Annotated in this window: 18 protein-coding genes and 1 pseudogene; 13 read left to right on the forward strand and 6 right to left on the reverse strand. The window is 38.3% G+C overall.

Annotation, left to right across the window (positions count from 1 at the left end):
- Positions 1 to 367: 367 nt before the first annotated feature.
- The 8 genes from ABE34_RS22815 to ABE34_RS22850 all read left to right on the forward strand — a co-directional run bounded on the left by ABE34_RS22815 (position 368) and on the right by ABE34_RS22850 (position 7,206).
- Entirely contained in the window at positions 368 to 1,267 is a 900-nt protein-coding gene (locus tag ABE34_RS22815) for a LysR family transcriptional regulator (RefSeq protein WP_197144719.1), read from the forward strand.
- Between the two features lie 190 nt (positions 1,268 to 1,457).
- Complete coding sequence (locus tag ABE34_RS22820; RefSeq protein WP_197144720.1) at positions 1,458 to 2,786, forward strand: LLM class flavin-dependent oxidoreductase; 1,329 nt, start codon at positions 1,458 to 1,460, stop codon at positions 2,784 to 2,786.
- A 48-nt stretch (positions 2,787 to 2,834) separates the two neighbouring features.
- Complete coding sequence (locus ABE34_RS22825; protein ID WP_197144721.1) at positions 2,835 to 3,842, forward strand: LLM class flavin-dependent oxidoreductase; 1,008 nt, start codon at positions 2,835 to 2,837, stop codon at positions 3,840 to 3,842.
- A 13-nt stretch (positions 3,843 to 3,855) separates the two neighbouring features.
- Positions 3,856 to 4,128: a glutaredoxin family protein gene (locus tag ABE34_RS22830; RefSeq protein ID WP_197144722.1), complete on the forward strand. Its 273-nt coding sequence runs from the start codon at positions 3,856 to 3,858 to the stop codon at positions 4,126 to 4,128.
- A gap of 15 nt (positions 4,129 to 4,143) precedes the next feature.
- Positions 4,144 to 4,968: a transporter substrate-binding domain-containing protein gene (locus ABE34_RS22835; protein ID WP_197144723.1), complete on the forward strand. Its 825-nt coding sequence runs from the start codon at positions 4,144 to 4,146 to the stop codon at positions 4,966 to 4,968.
- Positions 4,969 to 4,994: 26 nt separating this feature from the next.
- Entirely contained in the window at positions 4,995 to 5,705 is a 711-nt protein-coding gene (locus tag ABE34_RS22840; RefSeq protein WP_197144724.1) for an amino acid ABC transporter permease, read from the forward strand.
- A gap of 5 nt (positions 5,706 to 5,710) precedes the next feature.
- A complete protein-coding gene (locus ABE34_RS22845) occupies positions 5,711 to 6,418 on the forward strand; it encodes an amino acid ABC transporter permease (protein WP_197144725.1) in 708 nt (235 codons plus the stop codon).
- Between the two features lie 275 nt (positions 6,419 to 6,693).
- Entirely contained in the window at positions 6,694 to 7,206 is a 513-nt protein-coding gene (locus tag ABE34_RS22850; protein WP_197144726.1) for a GNAT family N-acetyltransferase, read from the forward strand.
- A 57-nt stretch (positions 7,207 to 7,263) separates the two neighbouring features.
- On the opposite strand, the gene ABE34_RS22855 is transcribed toward ABE34_RS22850, so the two are convergent.
- Both ABE34_RS22855 and sspI read right to left on the reverse strand, forming a co-directional pair.
- Complete coding sequence (locus ABE34_RS22855) at positions 7,264 to 8,643, reverse strand: FAD-binding oxidoreductase (protein WP_197144727.1); 1,380 nt, start codon at positions 8,641 to 8,643, stop codon at positions 7,264 to 7,266.
- A 78-nt stretch (positions 8,644 to 8,721) separates the two neighbouring features.
- Positions 8,722 to 8,931, reverse strand: a complete 210-nt coding sequence (sspI, locus tag ABE34_RS22860; RefSeq protein WP_079563188.1) for a small acid-soluble spore protein SspI — start codon at positions 8,929 to 8,931, stop codon at positions 8,722 to 8,724.
- Between the two features lie 377 nt (positions 8,932 to 9,308).
- Between sspI and ABE34_RS22865 the strand changes: the two genes are divergently transcribed.
- Positions 9,309 to 9,830, forward strand: coding sequence for a sigma-70 family RNA polymerase sigma factor (locus tag ABE34_RS22865; RefSeq protein ID WP_197144728.1), 522 nt, complete (start codon positions 9,309 to 9,311; stop codon positions 9,828 to 9,830).
- A gap of 196 nt (positions 9,831 to 10,026) precedes the next feature.
- A complete protein-coding gene (locus ABE34_RS22870; RefSeq protein WP_241747245.1) occupies positions 10,027 to 12,189 on the forward strand; it encodes a putative bifunctional diguanylate cyclase/phosphodiesterase in 2,163 nt (720 codons plus the stop codon).
- 396 nt (positions 12,190 to 12,585) lie between these two features.
- Here the strand turns inward: ABE34_RS22870 and ABE34_RS22875 are convergent, their stop codons facing one another.
- The 3 genes and pseudogenes from ABE34_RS22875 to ABE34_RS22885 all read right to left on the reverse strand — a co-directional run bounded on the left by ABE34_RS22875 (position 12,586) and on the right by ABE34_RS22885 (position 14,588).
- On the reverse strand, positions 12,586 to 12,777 hold the full coding sequence (locus ABE34_RS22875) for an H-type small acid-soluble spore protein (RefSeq protein ID WP_197144729.1): 192 nt from the start codon (positions 12,775 to 12,777) through the stop codon (positions 12,586 to 12,588).
- A gap of 13 nt (positions 12,778 to 12,790) precedes the next feature.
- A complete protein-coding gene (locus ABE34_RS22880; RefSeq protein WP_197144730.1) occupies positions 12,791 to 12,952 on the reverse strand; it encodes a YfhD family protein in 162 nt (53 codons plus the stop codon).
- Positions 12,953 to 13,177: 225 nt separating this feature from the next.
- Positions 13,178 to 14,588: pseudogene (locus ABE34_RS22885) on the reverse strand (LysM peptidoglycan-binding domain-containing protein).
- A gap of 168 nt (positions 14,589 to 14,756) precedes the next feature.
- On the opposite strand from ABE34_RS22885, the gene ABE34_RS22890 reads away from it, so the two are divergent.
- The gene (locus ABE34_RS22890) at positions 14,757 to 16,106 is read left to right on the forward strand and encodes an FAD-binding oxidoreductase (protein ID WP_197144864.1); all 1,350 of its coding nucleotides are present in this window, start codon (positions 14,757 to 14,759) and stop codon (positions 16,104 to 16,106) included.
- A gap of 317 nt (positions 16,107 to 16,423) precedes the next feature.
- On the opposite strand, the gene ABE34_RS22895 is transcribed toward ABE34_RS22890, so the two are convergent.
- Positions 16,424 to 16,819: a (deoxy)nucleoside triphosphate pyrophosphohydrolase gene (locus ABE34_RS22895; protein ID WP_197144731.1), complete on the reverse strand. Its 396-nt coding sequence runs from the start codon at positions 16,817 to 16,819 to the stop codon at positions 16,424 to 16,426.
- Between the two features lie 260 nt (positions 16,820 to 17,079).
- On the opposite strand from ABE34_RS22895, the gene ABE34_RS22900 reads away from it, so the two are divergent.
- Together ABE34_RS22900 and pheS are read left to right on the forward strand one after the other, a co-directional pair.
- Positions 17,080 to 17,844, forward strand: a complete 765-nt coding sequence (locus ABE34_RS22900) for a TrmH family RNA methyltransferase (RefSeq protein WP_197144732.1) — start codon at positions 17,080 to 17,082, stop codon at positions 17,842 to 17,844.
- 1,162 nt (positions 17,845 to 19,006) lie between these two features.
- Complete coding sequence (pheS, locus tag ABE34_RS22905) at positions 19,007 to 20,044, forward strand: phenylalanine--tRNA ligase subunit alpha (RefSeq protein WP_197144733.1); 1,038 nt, start codon at positions 19,007 to 19,009, stop codon at positions 20,042 to 20,044.
- Positions 20,045 to 20,047: the final 3 nt, after the last annotated feature.

Raw genomic sequence — 20,047 nt, forward strand, 5'->3', positions numbered from 1 at the left:
TCTGCGCCTGAGTAAGCACAACTTGCTTTAAAGCAGCTATACTTCTCGGTTTGAGAAAAGTACTATATAGACAGAGTTCACATTGGCAACAGGGGGTGTCAATGTGAATAACATAACGGTGGTTGTAGCCAGAGGGATGTAGGCCACACGCGATGTATGTGATCAAGATGGATGACCACATCGCTACATAATAAAGTAACCTGGGAGACGCTAGGTTGCTTTTTTCTTGTTGCGCCCCCTTTCACGGTGTTCTTCGAATTAACAGTTACCTTATGAAAATATAAACCCTAGTTTTCCAATCTTTTATAGAGAATTAAAACAATTGTCTATATAATAGGATAAATAAGTAATTTGAGGAGGGCTCCGGTTGAACATTGATCATATCGAGGCATTTTTATATGTCGTGCATTATAAAAGTATTCATAAGGCCGCTAATGCATTGTTTTTATCCCAACCGACTGTGACGGCTCGTATTAAATCATTGGAGCGAGAGTTGAACGTCGAGTTATTCCATCGCGATGGGCGAAGTGTAATATTATCGGATAAAGGGAAGGACTTTGTTCCGTTTGCAACACAGATTGTGGAAACCTTTCAACGAGGGAAAAAACAATTAGAGGAAACGCAGGAGTCTAATGAAGTGTGCATTGGCACAAATGGAGTCACAGCACAATATTTTTTAGCTTACGCTTTGCCGAAATGGAAGAAAGACTTTCCACATTTGAATTTTCAGATTATCACAGGTTCAACAGCGATGATTTTAGAGAAACTGCAAAGTCATCAAATTAATATGGGTCTTATTCAATATGTTCATACGGAAGGAATTCACAATGAACTACTGCTAAGTAATGCGGTTAAACTTGTGATGCATCGGGAGCACCCATTTATACAAAAAAATGTAATGAATGCAAAGGAACTGGCACGACAGAAAATGGTGTTTTTTGAATGCGGGGCTTTTGATTGGAATTATGTGCATAAAATATTTGAGGTAGAGGGCGTATCAGCAAATATTGAAGTGCGAACGGATCATTTAGAAGTAGCGAAAGAATTTATCCGTACAAAGGAGTATATAAGCTTCTTACCACATCTCTGTGTAAAAAAGGAGCTTGAAAGTGGTGAATTTGTTGAGGTTGATGTTAAGCATTTACTTGATATGAATCAACACATTTTTTTAACGTATAAAAATAAACAGACGCTCGCACCAGCCTTTTGGAAAACAATAGTAGAAACAGCTGTGCAGTTTGAAAGCATTCAAGAAAATCTGAATTGATAAAATTTTTTATAAGTCAGTAAATTTTTTTCTATTATGTAGCCTATTGCAAACTGTATAAATGAGCTGTATTATCTTCCTCAATCCTATTTTATTGATGAGTACCTATAAATAAAATATTTTTTTAAATATAAAACATACTTAACCACTAAGTTTAGTAAAAATAAAATTTGAGGAGGAGTAAATAAATATGGTGAGACAGGACAACATTCGATTCGGGGCTATTATTCATGGTGTAGGTGGTAATATTTCAAGTTGGCGTCATCCTAAGGTGGCTAGCAATCAAAGTGTAAGCTTGCCGTTTTATATTCAGCAGGCACAAAAGGCAGAGCAGGGGAAATTTGATGTAGCTTTTATTGCAGATGGTTTGTTTATCAATGAAAAATCAATTCCTCATTTTTTAAATCGTTTCGAGCCAATAACAATTCTTTCGGCACTAGCAATAGCAACTAAAAACATCGGATTAGTAGGTACTGTGTCAACTTCCTATAGCGAACCATTTACAGTGGCACGTCAATTTGCCTCTTTGGATCATATTAGTGGAGGTCGTGCAGGGTGGAATGTTGTTACGACACCATTAGAAAGCACTGCCTTGAACTACAATAAAACAATTGAGCAGCATCCTAGTCACTCAGAACGTTATCAAATTGCTGAGGAATATTTAGAAGTAGTAAGAGGCTTGTGGGATTCATGGGAAGATGATGCTTTCATTGCAGATGTAGAAAATGATGTATTTTTTGATTCAACTAAGCTTCACACATTAAATCATCAGGGCAACTATTTTTCAGTGCAAGGTCCGCTAAATATTGCACGCTCTAAGCAAGGGCAGCCAGTTATTTTCCAAGCGGGTTCTTCAGATGCAGGTATTCGGTTAGCCGCAAAGGATGCAGACGCAATTTTTACACATGGTACGTCATTAGAAGAGTCACAGAAATTTTATAAAAGGGTAAAGACTGAGGTTGCAGCATTTGGACGCAATCCAGATGAAGTTAAAATTTTCCCGGGAATTTCTCCGATTATTGGCGATACGCTTGAGGAAGCAGAAGTAAAGTATCAGGAAATCGTAGAGCTTGTTTCGATAGAGCGTGCACTTGCTTATCTTGGTCGATATTTCGATCATCATGATTTTTCACAATATGATGTAGATGCACCGTTCCCAGAGCTTGGTAATATAGGAGCAAATAGCTTTAGAAGTACGACTGATTATATAAAAAAATATGCCAAACAAGAAGGGCTAACATTGCGACAAGTTGCGTTACGAGAAGCAACCCCGAAAACAGCATTCTTTGGTACAGCAGAGCATGTGGCTGACCTCGTGCAGGATTGGTTTGAGCAAGAGGCGGCTGATGGCTTTATTATAGGCGTTACTGTACCTGGAGCACTGGATGATTTTGTAGATAAGGTCGTGCCAATTTTACAAGCAAGAGGGCTATACCGTCAAGAATATGAGGCAGACACATTACGTGGCAACTTAGGTTTACCATTTAAAGAAAGCCGTTATGTCAAACAATCTGTCTAAAAACCTAGTAAATATATATGAATAAGTGTATTTAAAGGAGGAAAGTGTATGAGCTATTCATTAGGTATATTAGATCAAAGTCCTATTATAGGGGAGGCTACAAACGAGCAGACCTTACAAAAAACAGTGGATCTAGCACAAAAAGCAGAGAAATTGGGTTACTCACGTTTTTGGGTGTCAGAGCACCATAATACAGATACATTAGCGGGGTCATCTCCAGAGATATTAGTATCTTATCTACTTGCTAAAACAAAGTCTATCAATATCGGGTCGGGTGGAGTGATGCTTCAGCACTACAGCCCATACAAAGTAGCAGAAAATTTTCACGTTCTCGCATCGTTGGAGCCCGGGCGAGTTGATTTAGGCATAGGGAAGGCACCGGGCGGTTTACCCCTCTCTACGAAGGCATTGCAATTTGGCACGCTCAATCAAGGCGAAGATTTTGAGGGAAGATTAACATTTTTACAGCAATTAATTGATCAAACTGTACCATCTGAACACGAGTTATATGGCGTACAGGCAACGCCGATTCCAAAGGTAAAGCCAGCATTATTTTTACTTGGGGCAAGTCCGCAAAGTGCCGCTCTTGCAGGCACACTAGGCATTGCGTTCGTCTTTGCTCGATTTATTAATAGTGACAATGATGTGTTGGCACAAGCAGTTACAGCCTATCGCAAGCATTATCCAAGCGGTCATTTCGCCGTTTCGATCGCAGCCTTTGCAGCCCCTACAAAAGAAGAGGCGAAAGAGTTAATTGGTGATCAAAAAATTACGAAGGTGCATTTAGCGAGTGGTAGAAGCCTAACATTACAATCGGTAGAACTTGCAGAGAAATTTGGTCAGGAATCTGGAGAGACATTTACGGTGAAGCAATATGATGCAGATATTGTATACGGTACTCCAGAAGACATTAAAACGGTATTAGATGACTATCATATGCGCTATCAAATTGATGAGTTTATTTTGCATACGCCTGTGTTGAAGGAATTTGAACGGGAACGATCATTTGAACTTTTAAGTCCAGTAAATTTGCAGCAAAAAGAAGCGGTAAGCTAAGGAGGAAATGAACATGGCAAAAAATATAGATGTAATTGTTTGGTCTAAGCAAGGCTGTAGTTATTGTGATGAAGTGAAAACATACTTAAAACAACAAGGCATTTCATACAAAACAGTGGATGTAACGCATCATGATGCATTCCGTGACATTCTTGAAATAAAATATGGTGTCCGTTATGTTCCGGTTGTCGAAATTGGAGCAAATGGCGTCTTTAAAGCAGTAACAGAAATTGGGTTGGAGCATTTAAAAGCAGTACTTACTGTTGATCTACCATCGCATGCATAAGAAGAGAGGGAGTTTATGAAAAAATTATCGTTTTATTTACTATTATTGCTAACTTTACTTTTAACAGCTTGTACAAATAGGGAAAAGTCCGAAGGGGATACTAGTGAAAATGATGTAGCACAAGGTGGCAAGGACGTTCAAAAAATCATTGTTGGTACAGGAACCCAATTTCCAAATATCTGTTTTATTGATGACAAGGGGAATTTAACAGGATATGATGTAGAGCTTGTTCGTGCCATTGATGAGAAGCTACCAGAATATGAATTCGAATTTAAAACAATGGAATTTTCAAATTTATTATTAAGTTTAGAGACAAGGAAAATTGACTTTATTGCCCATCAAATGGAGGTCAATAGTGAACGAGAGGAGAAATTCCTTTTTAATAAAGAGCCTTATAATGTATTCCCCTTACAAGTAACAGTCAATGCAAAAAACAAGTCTATTCAATCCATTGATGATTTGAAGGGGAAAAACATTAGTGTTTCACCAACTAGTAACTCGGCTGTCTATATAGAGAAATACAATAAGGAACATAATTTAGGCGCTAATATTATCTATTCGTCCGGCTCAATTGATATACACAATCAACTTGCGACAGGTCGAATCGATGCAATCATTACAACACCATTTGCAGTAAAGTACTATAACGAAAGCAATGAGGCGCAGGAGAAGGTTGTAGGAGATGCTTTATTAAATTCAAAAGTTTACTTTTTATTAAATAAAGACGAGGCTGTCTTACAGGAGCGACTTGATGATGCAATTCGAGAATTAAAGGCAGAAGGCGTCATTAGTAAGCTAAGTAAGAAATGGCTTGGTGACGATTATACGGTAGACTTCTAAATGAAATGGGAGAGGGAGAAGGAAGTATGGCTAATGATTTTGACTTCACACTAATTGCAAAAGTACTACCAATATTGCTTCAGTATTTACCAGTAACACTTGAAATCTTAGTGTACGCCACTATTTTTGGCATGCTGCTCGGTATAGTGATCGCTATACCAAAGCTGCTACATATACTAGTTTTGAAGCAAATCATAACGATTTATATTTCGTTTATTCGAGGTACGCCGATATTAGTGCAATTGTTTTTAGTCTTTTACGGTATACCAGCATTATTGAAACTTGTGCATATTGATGTAACAAGAATGGATGCTATGTATTTTGTCATTATTACTTATACGTTGAGCAATGCTGCATCGTTTGCTGAGATTTTTAGAGCGGCTATTTTAACAGTTGATCGTGGACAAATGGAAGCAGCTTATTCAGTTGGATTAAGTGGAATACAGGCCTTTATTCGCATCATTCTCCCTCAGGCGATTCGTGTGGCCTTTCCCAATATGGCAAATACGATGATCAGTTCATTAAAGGATACGTCTTTAGCATTTTCAATTGGTGTTATGGATATGGTGGGACGTGGAGAAACGCTGATTGCTTCCACGACAAGAGCGCTAGAAATATATTTGGCGCTGTCCATCGTTTATTATGTCATTGTAATTTTGTTAGAAAATGTATTGAAGCGCAATGAACGGTATCTTAATCGATATATGCCAAAGGAAACTGCATCAGCTAGGGGGTAATGGCTATGACTATAGATATTGCTTTTATTTTTGAAGCGTTAAAAGAAATTAGTAAAGTATTGCCGTTAACGTTGTTCATGGCAGTTACACCTGTCTTATTGGGCACTTTAATCGGCATTATTATTGCATTTATTCGGATACAACAAACCAAATTTCTCGCACCATTGTTGAATTTTTACGTATCTTTTTTTAGAGGCACACCGATCATTATGCATATTATGCTTGTTTATTTTGGCATACCAATTGTTGTTGATGTTTTAGCCAAGGCTTTAAAACTTGAGATTCAATCAAGCTCTATTCCTATTATATTTTTTGTTATTTTGGCTTTGACGCTAAGTGCAGGAGCTTATGCTTCTGAAATAATAAGGTCCGGTATTTTAAGTGTACCAAAGGGACAGCTAGAGGCAGCATATGCAGTCGGTTTAACATTTTCACAGGCGATGCGACGCTATATATTACCCCAAGCATTTAGTAAATCCATCCCTAATTTCACAAATGTTTTTATTGGTTTCTTACATGCCACGTCACTCGCTTTTTTCCTTTCGGTTAAAGAGTTAACTGGGGTTGCAAATATCGTTGCTTCTATTAATTTAAAGTTTTTGGAGGCATTTATCGCTGTCGGGCTAATTTATTGGGGTGTTTCAGTTATTGTTGAATGGCTTGCATATCGTATTGAAAAAAGAGTAACTGCCTATAGTAAGGGCGGTATTTAACTTCTTTTCGGCGAATGTCTTTTGTACCGAAAGGGTAGCGACAGGTACAGGTATCCAAACATTCATTGAAAAGAGGATCTCAAGCCTTGGTTTAAAAATCATAGAACGGTAGGAATCTACGGAGATAGCTTGGTAAATAAGAGAAACCGCTGTTGGTAAAGAAATACACCAACAAGTATGCTCTGTTCCCAAGAATCTCCCACTTCAATCAGAATTGATAAGTGGGGGAAGTTCAAGCGATATATTGTTGACTAAATAGAAAAGGGGATTGAACAATGGCAGTAGCTGAAATAGTGATTGAGCATTTGAAAGAGGAAGACTATGCTCGGTATTTAGAGGTTTTAGTAGAGAGTTATGCACAGTATGAAAAAGAATATGAAAACCCTGAGAATTGGGCATCATACTTAAGTGATATTCGTGCATCTGTTGGTAATCCAAATGCAGAAACTATTTTAGTAGCAAAGCGTGGCAATGAGATTTTAGGTGGACTCCAATTATTTACAGATTCCGAAAAAGCGTATGGTTTGCCGGAGCTTGACATAAAGTCTACTATTGTGCGCTTACTGGGCGTCCATCCTAAAGGAAGAGGGCTAGGCGTTGCTAAAAAATTATTGCATGAAAGCTTCGACTTTGCACGCAATCGTCAGGATCAAGCATTATATTTGCACTCAGGTGATATTATGCAGGCTGCTATTAATCTTTATTTATCCTTGGGCTTCGTAAGAGATGAATCTAAAGAGTTTTATAAGGGAGATAAGCTTGTAAAAAGTTTTCGCTATGATTTATAAAAATGAACCCGTTGATAATAGACGTCAACGGGTTTTCTATGTTTGAACGTAAAATGTTTACATGGTGAAAATTTTTCCTGGATTCATTATGTTATGCGGATCAAGTGCTGCCTTGATGCTTTTCATCACTAATAGAGATGTTCCGTGCTCTGTAGATTGATATTTCATTTTTCCAATACCAACCCCATGTTCACCAGTACAAGTGCCACCACGTAGTAAAGCAAATTGGACAATATGTTCATTGAAGAGATTGGCTTTTGCTTGCTCCTCAGCATCGTTTGGATCTAACATTAACAATGCATGGAAGTTACCGTCTCCAACGTGACCCACAATTCCGCCTGCAAGACCAATATCCTCAAGCTGTTCACGAGCATATAAAACGGACTCAGTTAGCATAGATATCGGCACACAAACATCTGTCGACATAAGCTTTTTCCCCGGATAGGCATGGATATATGCATAGGCCAATGAATGGCGCGCCTCCCAGAGCTTACGACGAGCTGCATTGTCTTGTTCAAATTCAACAGAAAGACAGTCAAAATCCTCAAAAATCTCTCTAGTAAATTCTATATCAGCATGCATACCTACTTCATTTCCGTGAAATTCTAAAAATAGTGTTGGTTTTTCATCATAGGATGTTTCATTATAAATATTTGCTTGTTTGATAGAGGCTTCATCGACCAGTTCAACACGACCAATTGAAATGCCCGCTTGCAGCAATGCGGTTACTGCACTGACAGCATCGCCAACTGTCGTAAAAACTGCACGTCCCGCCGCTACAAACTCGGGTATACCATAGACTTGTAAAGTTAACTCTGTAAAGCAACCTAACGTACCCTCAGAGCCAATGAAAAGGCCATTCAAGTGATAACCAGAAGAAGACTTTGCAGCTAAGCTACCTGTATGAATGACTGAACCATCTGCGAGTACAACTTCTAAATCTCGTACTTGATCACGCATAACACCGTAGCGTACTGCGGTTGTTCCACTGGCATTCGTTGCTGCCATTCCACCTAGTGTAGCATCAGCACCCGGGTCAACTGTGAATTGAAGTCCATGTTTTTTTAATTCTTTATTCAATTGGGCACGTGTTACACCCGGTTGTACTTTTACTAGCAGGTCATCTGGTCGAATTTCTAAAATAGTATTCATTTCAGAGAAATCGATAGAAATGCCATGTGCAATGGGAATTGCATTTCCTTCCAAGCTTGAGCCAACACCAAAAGGTACGACTGGTACACGTTCCGCATGCGCAATTTTCAAGATGGCACTGACATCGGCCGTGGAACGAGGAAAGGCGACGACATCTGGTAAGCTCATTATATGATGAGATTCGTCCATTCCATGTAGCTGTCGCACCGTTTCGTTTGTTGACACCTGTTCTTCAGATAAAACTTTTTTTAGTTGATTTACTATTAATTCTACAGCAACAGTCATTCCAATCCCTCCTAATTTTCTGATAAATTAAACTTTATCATGCATTTATTGGAAATGGAATGAACTGTCTATAAAAAATTAGTGAGCAAAGGCCTTTTCTAATTTTTGGGTAAATGCATCCTGCTCAGCAGGACTAGATTGCTGCCACCATTTTTCGAAAAACACACCAAGCCCTGGAAGTAAATGCTCTTCACCACGGCTAATTGCATCCTCGACAATATCTTTAAATTCTGCCGCTGATTGTCCATGTACGTTTGTCGTAATCGCATCTCTTATTTGAAAATTCATCTATTTCGCCTCCTTAGTAGTAATTTGTCCAACCTTTTAAGAAATATGTATAGAATTACAATCATTTATGCCTCGGCATAATTGTGTCCAGAATGGGCCGGAGGGTTTAACTTCTTTCAGCAATTATTTTCTGTAACGGCAGCTACAATGTCTTTTAATCGAAAGCGTAGCAATAGGTTCAAAAGACATTTGCTGAAAGAAGTTAAAACATATGATTTTTGAAATATCACACGATTATTAGGTATAAATATTAAAAAGTGCCTTATAAAAATTTGCTGATTATATTGATAAAAGGGCCGTTCGACACCTTGTAGCATAATAACTAAGATAGAGGCACCTAGGAATAATGGACTGTGCACAGTCGACAGGACAATAGGATGACGACTCAGCATAATAAAAAGTTATCACCTGAACTACCATTTGATGAAGTATTAGAATTAGTCCAGCCGATGATCACGTCAATTTTGTTAAAGTGCCAAATTTATAAGGACTTTGAGTATTATCGTCATATAGCATCCATAGCCGTGTGGAATGCTTGGCGTAAAGCAGATCAAACAAAAGGACTGTTTTCTGCTTATATTTATACAACCGTTAAAGGAGAAATTTTAAAAGAGCTTTCAAAGGAAAAGAGTTTTGAAAATATGAATACACCTATGGATCATGAAACGATAAATTATATCCGTGATCATGAAATAAGTGACGAAAATCCAGCTCTTATAGAATGGTTTATGTCTCATTTGAAATTAGAGGAAAGAAAAATAGTACTACTTTTTTATGTAGAAGGTTATAGTTACTTGGAAATTGCTAAAGAACTAGGTGTATCTGTCGAGGTAGTTAAAAAAAGACGCACAAGAATAATGATTAAGCTTCGCGAGTTGTTAAATTCTAAAGAAGAATAGTGCTATAGCAATAAAGGTATGCTAATATCAGTAAAAAATGAATATTGGCATACTTTTTAAAATTGCATACAACTTCCAATAAAAATGCTATGATTTGTAAGAAGTCAAAGAAAAATACAATTTTTAATTTTAAATTTCCTTTGGATAGAACATATTACCTATCTAATTTGATATATATTGGTATGGAGGGTTTCTGTTGGAGAATAGGTTGAATCAATTTGAGACAAAAAAGAAAGAGATTTGGTATATAGTATTGCCACTATTGCTAGTGTTGCCATTGTTAGGTTTAAGTAATCAGGTATTTGGTTCTTTTAATGAAGAAAGTTATATTTGTTTGAACTTAATTATACAAGTACTAATTATTGTATTTACAATGGCAATCGCTATTCAATCGTGGCTCGTTTTTTCACATTTATTATTAAATCAAACATTATACATAGGTAATTTGTTTTTTATCATCGCTTTGTTTGAATTAGTGACCTTGGCATTGGCTCAATATCCAATGGCTGAAACACTATATTGGGAAATATGGTTGGATTTAATCATGCGTTTATGTTTATCAATCGGTTTTCTCTTTATTATTTTAAAGCGAAAAAAACGCTTAACGATGAAAGATCGTAATTATACATATAGCAGTTCCTTATTGTTTGTACTACTGAGTCTTTTTCTAGTGTATCTTTCTTCGAAATATTTTTTACTTGAAGAACAATTGTTACTGGAAGCAAACGCTATTGTTCATTTATTCGCTGCTGTCTTACAAGGTGTAACGATAGTGATTTTAAGTAAGTATAAAGAAGAGTTGCCTAAACGAGTTATGTGGCTTATTAGCGCAGCAATGTATTTAATTATTAGTGATATTTTCTTTGCGTTCATCAAAGATTTGAAATCAATTTGGGGCTTTTCGGCATTAATTTATCAATTTTTTGCATTCTTCTTTTTCCTAAAAGCCATTTACTATACAACTGTTGAAAAACCATTTCAGCAACTTTTAAAAATAAAGCGAGATCTTGAGCATTCGCAGCAGGAGCTTCATTTTCAAGCTTTTCACGATGATATTACAAAACTTCCTAATGAACATTTATTATTGAAAACCTTAAAAGAGGATTTACATGACAATAGTCGTCAAAAAGCAATAATTGCGATTGAGATTGATCGCCTTGCCGCTATCCGCTCTTCTATAGGTATTAATTACTCTAATACAATGATGAAGCTCGTAGCAGAGAGAATTCAAGCTATATTACCACCTCATTATTTTGCAGCAAAGCTTCTTGAGGGGCAGTTTATTATTTATATTAATCATGTGAAGACGAGAGAGGAGTTAGTACAATTTTGCTTGAATTTGAAGAGCGCTATGAAAAGACCATTGCAAGTACAACTATTCACACTCACCGGGAATCTTAATATTGGAATTGCCCCGCATGAAGAAAATTGCTCAGGTGAAGAGCTTTTAATGCATGCTCAGTTAGCGATGAGGGAAGCTAGCCAAATACCTCAAAGAGTTCTTTTTTATAAGCCATATATGTCAAATGGGCTTGCTGATCGTCTATTGCTTGAACAAGAGCTCCATAAAGCTTTAGCTAATGAAGAATTTTACTTAGATTTTCAGCCACAAGTAAATTTAAAAACGGGTAAAATTGACTCTGTTGAAGCGCTAGTACGTTGGCGTCATCCAACCCGTGGATTTGTTTCACCTGAGTTGTTTATCCCAATTGCAGAAGAATCTGGCCTTATTATTCCTTTAGGGAAATGGGTTTTAGAGACGGCGTGCGTTCAAGCAAAAATATGGAGGGAGCAAAGTTTGCCACCGATGAAGGTTGCCGTAAATTTATCTATCGGACAATTATTCCAGCAAGACTTAGTGCAGATGGTACAAGAAATTTTACAATGTACAAAATTAGAACCAAAATACTTACAATTAGAAATTACGGAAAGTATGACGATGAACATCGATCAAATAACGCAGCTACTCCATGAATTAAAGGAAATTGGTATCCAAATCGCTGTAGATGACTTTGGGACAGGATATTCGTCGCTTTCATATTTAAAAGATTTTCCGATTGATTGTTTAAAAATTGACCGGGCGTTCGTACGAAATATTCAACATAATCCAAATGATGAAGCGCTCGTTTCTATGATTTTATCCATGGCAAAGCATTTAAGATTAAAGGTTGTTGCCGAAGGAATTGAAGAAGTGGAGCAACTTGCTTTCCTCATAGCCGGTGGCTGCGATTATATTCAGGGCTATTTATTTAGTAAGCCGATTTCCGCTGAAGAGATTTCCAAAAGCTTCAAGGAGTTACAAAGCCGAGCAAGAGATGTTTTAAAAGAGTTTAAATATGAAGAGGATTTCGTAATATAAAGTTAGGCTTATCAGATGCGGAATAGAGCGACGGATGGAAGGGCGATAATCGACGGAAAGAAGAGCCGAAGCGACGGAAAGAAGTCGGGGTGACGGAAAGAAAGGTCGAAGCGACGGAAAGAAGAGCCAGGGCGACGGAAGGAAGAGTCGAAGCGACGGAAAGAAAAGCCAGAGCGACGGAAAGAAGAGCCAGGGCGACGGAAAGAAAAGCCAGAGCGACGGAAAGAAGAACCAGAGTGACGAAAAGATTGTCGGAACGGAAATTAAACACTCATTTTACCGAATTGCAATACTTTATTAGATAGGACACTTGCCTTAGTTCATCGATATAAAAGTTTTTCACAACATAAAAACTGCTTACTTCAACTTCATCATTGAAAGTAAGCAGTTTTTTATTTAATGTGCGAGGTACTCTTCCTTTAATTCTCCTATGTCCACTTCGGATCGTTCCTCTAAAGAACGGCGTAAATGAACAGTTGCTGTTTTACCATCATCGTGAAGCTTGTCAATCCAGACTGATACGCCATTATAGCTTACTTCATATTCTTTTGGTGAGGCGACAATTTCTTGTGCACGTTCAAAATCCACTTGAAGCCCCCCCTTATTTTTTTGTTTTACCTTCTTTAGTAACCGTATTAATCAGGTTCATAAACTCTTGAGAAAATTCTTCACTAACTTTGTTTGGTGCTATTTTTTGGTTTTTTGGTGTTTGAGGTAATGACCCCTTGTTAGCGCTTTGACCTTGCTTATTGTCTCTTCCCATGTTTAGTTTCTCCTTTCGTTTTGATATTTCTTAATATGGCTTTGATTTGATTTTTTATCATGGGAAAAACTAGGGAAAGGTAAGAATTTATTGTAGAAATGTATAGAACTTTTTGGGTTCATAATAAAGCCTTAAATGCGCAAACTAAGCCATAATAATGCCTTCGTAAAAGGGCTCATTGGACATTCTAGACAGCGTATAGTCTAGCGAAATTACCCTCACGTTTTATAATGAAACTTTTTTAATGGAAAAATCATTATTTAATAGCGCCCAGTTTTGAGGGAAAGGAAAACCTAATGCCCAATAACTAATACCTCGAAGTTTATATTGCTTCGTCATATCAAACTTAGCTTGTGCACTTCTAGCATCTTCAAACCATACCTCATGATTTCTACCTTGTTCATCGACATAACGGAAATATGGTGACTGTGCGGTCCTATCGTATTGAATGGTTGCGCCATATTTTCTTGCTCTGTTAAGTGCTTCTTGAGAGCTAAATGTTTCTGCCTCTTGATCTTTAACATGCGGAAGAAGCCAATCACGAGCGTAAATTTGAAAGCCTAAAAAAATTTTGTCAGCAGGTATAACTGATAATGCATATTCCACAACTTTTCTCATTTCGTTAATAGGTGAAATTGCTTGTGGTGGACCAAGTCGATATCCCCACTCATATGTCATCAAAATAACAAAGTCTGCAATTCTTCCGTGTGCTTCATAATCATGTGCCTCATATAAAGTGCCTGCCTGCGCTCGTTTTTGGCGCAAGTGCCGTTGATACTAGGAATCCTTTTGGATGAAGAGTATCAACAGCTAATTGCAGGAAAGTGTTATAGTTTTCCCGATCTGCTGGAAGAACGTTTTCAAAATCGACGTTTAGAACTTTATAGCCCTTTTCCTGCATCACTTGTAAAGTGTTGTCGATAACTTTTTTCCTTAATTCTGCACTAGATAAAATAACATGTGATAAGTTGGAACCGGCTTCTGTAGAAGAGAAATTCGTAAGTGTCAGCATAGGAGTGACGTTTTTGGCAATGGCAGCATCAATCATTTCTTTATCCTTTATAGGCTGTAGTGTTCCATCCTCCTTCACCATATAAGCAAAGGGGCTAAAATAAGTTAGTAGATGACCAACCGCGTTTATTGACTGCACAGCTTCTTTAGGCTCTTCATACGTATAAGCATTTACTTCAATAGAAGGCTTTGCTCTCGGAATAATTAAATGCGTACCAGCGAAAATCATGTTTGGATTTGAAATTTCATTTTCTAAAACAATTGCTTGCACAGTCGTTCCATATTGCGTGGCAATTTGCGATAAAGTCTCCCCTGGTAGCACAATATGTGTAGTGGGTGGAATAATTAGTGTAGTGCCAGGTGTTAAAACATCTGGATTCGTTAAATGGTTTTCTGTGATAATCGATTGCATAGTCACCCGATATTGTTGGGAGATAGACCATAAGGTATCACCCCTTTTTACAATATGGGTTGTGTAAGGAGAAGGGATAACGAGTGATTGTCCGATTACTAATTGATTTGGATTAGATAAACCGTTTAATTGGATAATGGAATTGAGCGGTACAGAATAGCTGTTTGCAATTTGCCAAAGCGTTTCACCAGCGCTCACCACATGAATAATCATTAGGACACCTCCTTAGTGGTTTCAATATAGCATCATATGTATGAATAAAGGGAATGAGCATTTATCTTTCATTTTTACGTGATAAAAATTGCAAACTTCATATTCTTTCCAAGTGATCTGCATAGGATAAAACATATGCAATGCATCATTTGAGAGAGGAGCTGTATGTTGAAGAAAGTAAAGCTCACAGGAAGAATAGTTACCCCCAAAGATCCGGACTATGAGCAAGCAAGAACAAATAATAATTTAAATGATCCTAAATTTCCGAGTATCATTGTATTTTGTCAAAAGACGAAAGACGTTATCCATGCATTAAGATGGGCGAGAGAAAATAACGAACCATTTCGAATCAGAAGTGGGAGACATAACTATGAAAATTATTCATTATTAAATGAAGGCCTTGTTATAGATGTTAGTGAAATGAATGAAATAACAATTAATCAGAAAGATATGACAGCGAGAATTGAAGCAGGTGCTAATTTAGGAAAAGTGTATCGAGTATTATGGGAAAACGGTTTTACAATCCCGGCAGGAACTGAAGGTAGTGTAGGGGTTGTTGGTTTGGCGCTTGGTGGAGGGATTGGCATGCTATCTCGTCCATTTGGGCTAACATGCGACAATCTACTAGAAGTCGAAATGGTTGTTGCAAGTGGCCATGAAGGGGCTGAAGTAATCCAAGCTGACAAGCAGAGAAATAGTGATTTATTTTGGGCGAGTTGTGGCGGGGGCGGTGGGAATTTTGGCATCGTTACAGCGCTTACATTTAAACTGCATCCTATTTCTAACGTATCGATTTTCTCCATTACATGGGGATGGGAAGATTTCGAAAGAGCCTTTGACACATGGCAAAAATGGGCACCATATACAGATGAACGCTTGACCTCACAGATTGAGCTTAAATCTAAGGAAGTTGGAGAAATTGTAGCTCAAGGTGAGTTTATAGGTACAGCATCTGAGCTAAAGAAACTACTCCGACCTATAAGAAAAACAGGTTCACCAACGAGCATATGGATAAAGGAAGTACCGTATATTAAAGCTGTAGAATTTTTTGACTTACCGAGCGGCAATAAACCAGCTCTTCGTAAAAGGTCGGGATCTTTTATTGAAAGGCCCTTCCCTCATGCTGCCATTGTACAAATGAAAGAATTTTTATCTAACGCACCCAATAGAAATGCGTCCATTTGGCAGCAATCGCTTAGAGGGGCAGTAAGTCAAATTGCATCAAGTCGAACAGCTTATTATTATAGAAATGCTTTAATTGTTCAGGAGTATATTACATCGTGGAAAAAGCCTAAAGAGGAAGAAAAAAATATTCATTGGGTAGAGAATTTAAGGCGGGCTCTATCACCGTTCACTACTGGTGATTATGTGAATTTCCCAGATCGTTTTATAAAAGATTGGCCAACTGCCTATTATGGTCGTAATCTTAGAATGCTTAGAGAAGTAAAGGGAAAATACGATCCGTTTAATGTATTTAATTTTCCTCAAAGTATTTCACCAAATAGAAAATGGCATTAACTTCTTTCAGCAAATACATCTGCTGAAAGAAGTTAATGCCTCCGGATGTCGCGGAATCGGAAAGGAGCGGTAAAAACGCCACGTCCTGCGGCATTACCGAAATCGTATCGGCCATCACGAAGGCCTAAGCACAAGGCCGATTCCGGACACAATTATGCCGAGGCATAATTGATATGAAAGTCAAAACAAAAAAGAGCAGTATGCAGAGATTAAACAAGCATAGCTGCTCTTTTACCTGCTTTAAGCTCGATTGATGAAGCCGACCACTCAGTGGGAGATGAAGAAAATCCCACTGAATAAATTCACTTTATCACTACTTACTTTTCTGCAAGTATTTTATTTATCGCTGGAATATCAGCAGGAGCAAAATTAAGATTTAGAAGTTCATGTCGAGGAACCCATCTAATGGCAGAATGTTCAAGTAGAACCGGCTCTCCATGTAAAATCGATGCTTTAAATGTTTCTAAGCGTACTATAAATTTTTCGTATTCATAAATGGTATCCTCAACCTTTTCACCAACTTGTATAGAGCAATTAAATTCCTCTAATATTTCACGAGTTAAAGCTTGCTCAGGTGATTCGCCCTCTTCGATTTTACCACCAGGAAATTCCCAATAATTTGCTAGTATCATATTAGGATTTCTTAACGCACAAAAAATTTCATGCTTTTCATTTTCAATAATGGCACCTACTACATGTACATTTTTTTTCATTTATTTTCATCCCCGTTGTGCATTCTTAAAATAATGAAAATTATAACATATTTCAGTGGATTCCCCCATTATCTAGTAGGGAATAATATTGCTCATTTCCATAGCGTTTGGGTTGATTTTAGTTCCGGCTGGACGCTAACTTTCCAATGATTGGTAAATCGAGGAGTGATAATTAAACTGTTTTTTGCATGACTATGTAATTGTCGTTTTCTACTGTATAATAATGAACATTATATAGGAAAAAGGCGGTACGAGGAACGATGAAAAAAATTGAATCTACGCAAAATGCGTTAGTGAAATATTGGAAGAAACTAGCGACGACACGGAAAGAGCGTGAAAGATCTGGAGAATTCATAGTTGAGGGATTTCATTTGGTGGAGGAAGCATTAAAAAATAAGGAGCAAGTGCTGCAGCTAATTGTACGTGAAGGTGTTGATTTACCAATGCTTTGGCCGATCGATAATGTAGCGACAATAGAAGTAACAGCGGCTGTTGTCAAAGAGTTTGCTGAAACGGAGACATCTCAAGGTGTATTTGCAGTTTGTAAACAGCCTTTGTTAAAAGATGATGTAATGGCTTCATGGCGCAAGGTGCTACTAATTGATGCCGTCCAAGATCCAGGGAATATTGGGACGATGATTCGTACTGCGGATGCCGCTGGTTTGGATGCAGTAATTCTCGGTAAGGGCTGTGCTGATCTATATAACCCTAAAACGCTTCGCTCTGCACAAGGATCACATTTCCATATTCCTGTCCTTCGTGGTGATTTAGAGAAATGGATTGAGCAGCTACAAGAAAATGATGTACCGGTATTTGGTACTGCTTTAGATGAGGATGCAGTTGTCTATAGTGATATTGAACATACTGGTGCATTCGCTATCATGATGGGGAATGAAGGTAGTGGCATTCAACCACAACTACTTTCAATGACAGATCAAAATATGATTATTCCAATTTTGGGACAAGCGGAGTCTTTAAACGTAGCAGTAGCAACAGGAATCGTTTTATATGGATTTGTTAAGTAGTTAATCAAAGAAATCATAACTGTAATATAAAGAATATGGTAAAATCGTTAAAATTGCTGCTCATTACCATGACGAATGGTTGATTTCCGTTCCGACTGGGCGCTTTCCTGGGGGCGTCCGAAGAGCCGCTTCACTCGCGTTGCTCGCTCCAGGGTCTCGGGCCAACAGATGTCTTTTGCGCGAAAGCGTGAGTGCAACGTAGCGGCAGCGGCACGATGTTGGTCACGAAGGCGTTATCACAGGATGTGATGATTTTAGCCTTCGTTCCTCTATATCGCTGATCCCCAAGGAGTCGCCCAGTCTCCACTCCAATCAACTAAGGCATGGCATATATTTTAACAAATGTCATCCACAACTTGGTGATGAGCTTAAAATTGCAGATAGAGCTATCAATATCACTGATAATAGGTACATAGCTCTTGATTTGAATTGGTATAGTATTGTATAATCACATGTAAAATGTAAATATGAATACTAAATGCTTTGACCGGGAAGTAGTAAAGATTGTGAATGGACAACAGGGAGCGTAGGCCGGAGATTGAGAGCCAGCGCCGTACCAATGCAGTTTTGAATTCATCTCGCGAGCAGCTACCGGGACCAGCGAAATGCTGTAAAGGTTTGCCGGCTTTAATCAAGTCGTTATGTCAATGAAGTGATTGTGAGGAGTTTGCCTTGCAATAACTAGGGTGGTACCGCGAATATGTCCTCGTCCCTTTTTTAGGGGCGAGTTTTTTTGTGCCATTGAAGTATCGGCATTTATCTTCTTTCAGCAAATCTTTTTGAGCGAAAGTGAAACGTCAGCTACAAATGTTTTATGTACCGAAAGCGTAGCGACAGGTACAGAAGGCTCCCACCTTTGAAGGTGGTGAGATAAATATGGATGTGGTTCCTTTTCAGTTGGTGTTAAAAAAACTACTGAATGAAGATAAAGCCTCCGGCGGATGTCACGGATTTTCAAAGGAATGAATTTAAGGATGTTAGCCTAAAATATTCGCATCCTGCGAAAACGGCTGACTGACCTGCATCGGTAAAAACGCCACGTCCTATGGCATTACCGAAATGACCGACATCGTGTCGGCATTCTTGCAGGCCTGGGCACAATTTAAAATCCGGACGCGATTACGCCAAGGCGAAATTGATTTAATCAAGGAGGGTTTATTACATGGAAGAGCAATTAAAGCAATTAGAGCAAGAAGCACTTGCTAAAATTGAAGCGGCAGCAAATTTAAAGGAATTAAATGATGTGCGAGTAGCATATCTAGGGAAAAAAGGACCTATCACTGATTTATTAAAGGGGATGGGGAAATTATCAGCTGAGGAGCGCCCGAAAATGGGTGCCTTAGTCAATACAGTTCGTGAAAATGTAACTGCTGTATTGGAGGAAAAGGTTACGGTACTAGAGGAAGCGGCAATTGCTGAAAAATTAGCGAGTGAGTCGATTGATGTCACTTTACCTGGTCGTGAAATTAAAGTTGGGAATCGTCATCCTTTAACACGAGTTATTGAAGAAATTGAAGATTTATTTATCGGTATGGGCTATGAAATTGCAGAAGGTCCGGAAGTGGAGAAGGATTATTATAACTTCGAGGCGCTGAATTTACCGAAGGGACACCCTGCTCGTGATATGCAAGATTCGTTTTATATTTCCGAGGAAATATTATTACGTACGCATACATCTCCTGTGCAAGCTCGCACAATGGAAGAGAAAAAAGGTGAATCGATTCGCATTATTTGCCCAGGGAAAGTATTCCGTCGTGACAACGATGATGCTACACACTCTCACCAATTCATGCAAATTGAAGGATTAGTGATTGGTGAAAATATTCGCATGAGTGACCTTAAAGGTACGCTAGATACATTAGCGAAGAAAATGTTCGGTGCAGACCGCGAAATTCGACTTCGCCCAAGCTTCTTCCCGTTCACAGAGCCTTCTGTTGAAATGGATATTTCTTGCTTCAAATGTGGTGGTTCTGGCTGTAACGTATGTAAAGGTACAGGCTGGATTGAAATTTTAGGAGCTGGTATGGTGCATCCAAATGTACTTGAAATGGCTGGCTATGATCCGAAGAAAGTATCAGGCTTTGCTTTCGGTATTGGTGCTGAACGTATCGCAATGTTGAAATATGGTGTCGACGATATTCGTCATTTCTATACAAGTGACACACGTTTCTTATCACAATTTGAGCGAACAGAGGCGTAAGGA

Source organism: Lysinibacillus sphaericus (assembly GCF_015844675.1).
In the GTDB taxonomy this organism is placed as follows: Bacteria; Bacillota; Bacilli; order Bacillales_A; family Planococcaceae; genus Lysinibacillus; species Lysinibacillus sphaericus_E.

Coding starts and splice junctions, on each gene's coding strand:
- ABE34_RS22820 (WP_197144720.1), top strand. CDS start 1,458: ATGGTGAGACAGGACAACATTCGATTCGGGGCTATTATTCATGGTGTA.
- ABE34_RS22825 (WP_197144721.1), top strand. CDS start 2,835: ATGAGCTATTCATTAGGTATATTAGATCAAAGTCCTATTATAGGGGAG.
- ABE34_RS22830 (WP_197144722.1), top strand. CDS start 3,856: ATGGCAAAAAATATAGATGTAATTGTTTGGTCTAAGCAAGGCTGTAGT.
- ABE34_RS22835 (WP_197144723.1), top strand. CDS start 4,144: ATGAAAAAATTATCGTTTTATTTACTATTATTGCTAACTTTACTTTTA.
- ABE34_RS22840 (WP_197144724.1), top strand. CDS start 4,995: ATGGCTAATGATTTTGACTTCACACTAATTGCAAAAGTACTACCAATA.
- ABE34_RS22845 (WP_197144725.1), top strand. CDS start 5,711: ATGACTATAGATATTGCTTTTATTTTTGAAGCGTTAAAAGAAATTAGT.
- ABE34_RS22850 (WP_197144726.1), top strand. CDS start 6,694: ATGGCAGTAGCTGAAATAGTGATTGAGCATTTGAAAGAGGAAGACTAT.
- ABE34_RS22855 (WP_197144727.1), bottom strand. CDS start 8,643: ATGACTGTTGCTGTAGAATTAATAGTAAATCAACTAAAAAAAGTTTTA.
- sspI (WP_079563188.1), bottom strand. CDS start 8,931: ATGAATTTTCAAATAAGAGATGCGATTACGACAAACGTACATGGACAA.
- ABE34_RS22865 (WP_197144728.1), top strand. CDS start 9,309: ATGACGACTCAGCATAATAAAAAGTTATCACCTGAACTACCATTTGAT.
- ABE34_RS22880 (WP_197144730.1), bottom strand. CDS start 12,952: ATGGGAAGAGACAATAAGCAAGGTCAAAGCGCTAACAAGGGGTCATTA.
- ABE34_RS22895 (WP_197144731.1), bottom strand. CDS start 16,819: ATGAAAAAAAATGTACATGTAGTAGGTGCCATTATTGAAAATGAAAAG.
- ABE34_RS22900 (WP_197144732.1), top strand. CDS start 17,080: ATGAAAAAAATTGAATCTACGCAAAATGCGTTAGTGAAATATTGGAAG.
- pheS (WP_197144733.1), top strand. CDS start 19,007: ATGGAAGAGCAATTAAAGCAATTAGAGCAAGAAGCACTTGCTAAAATT.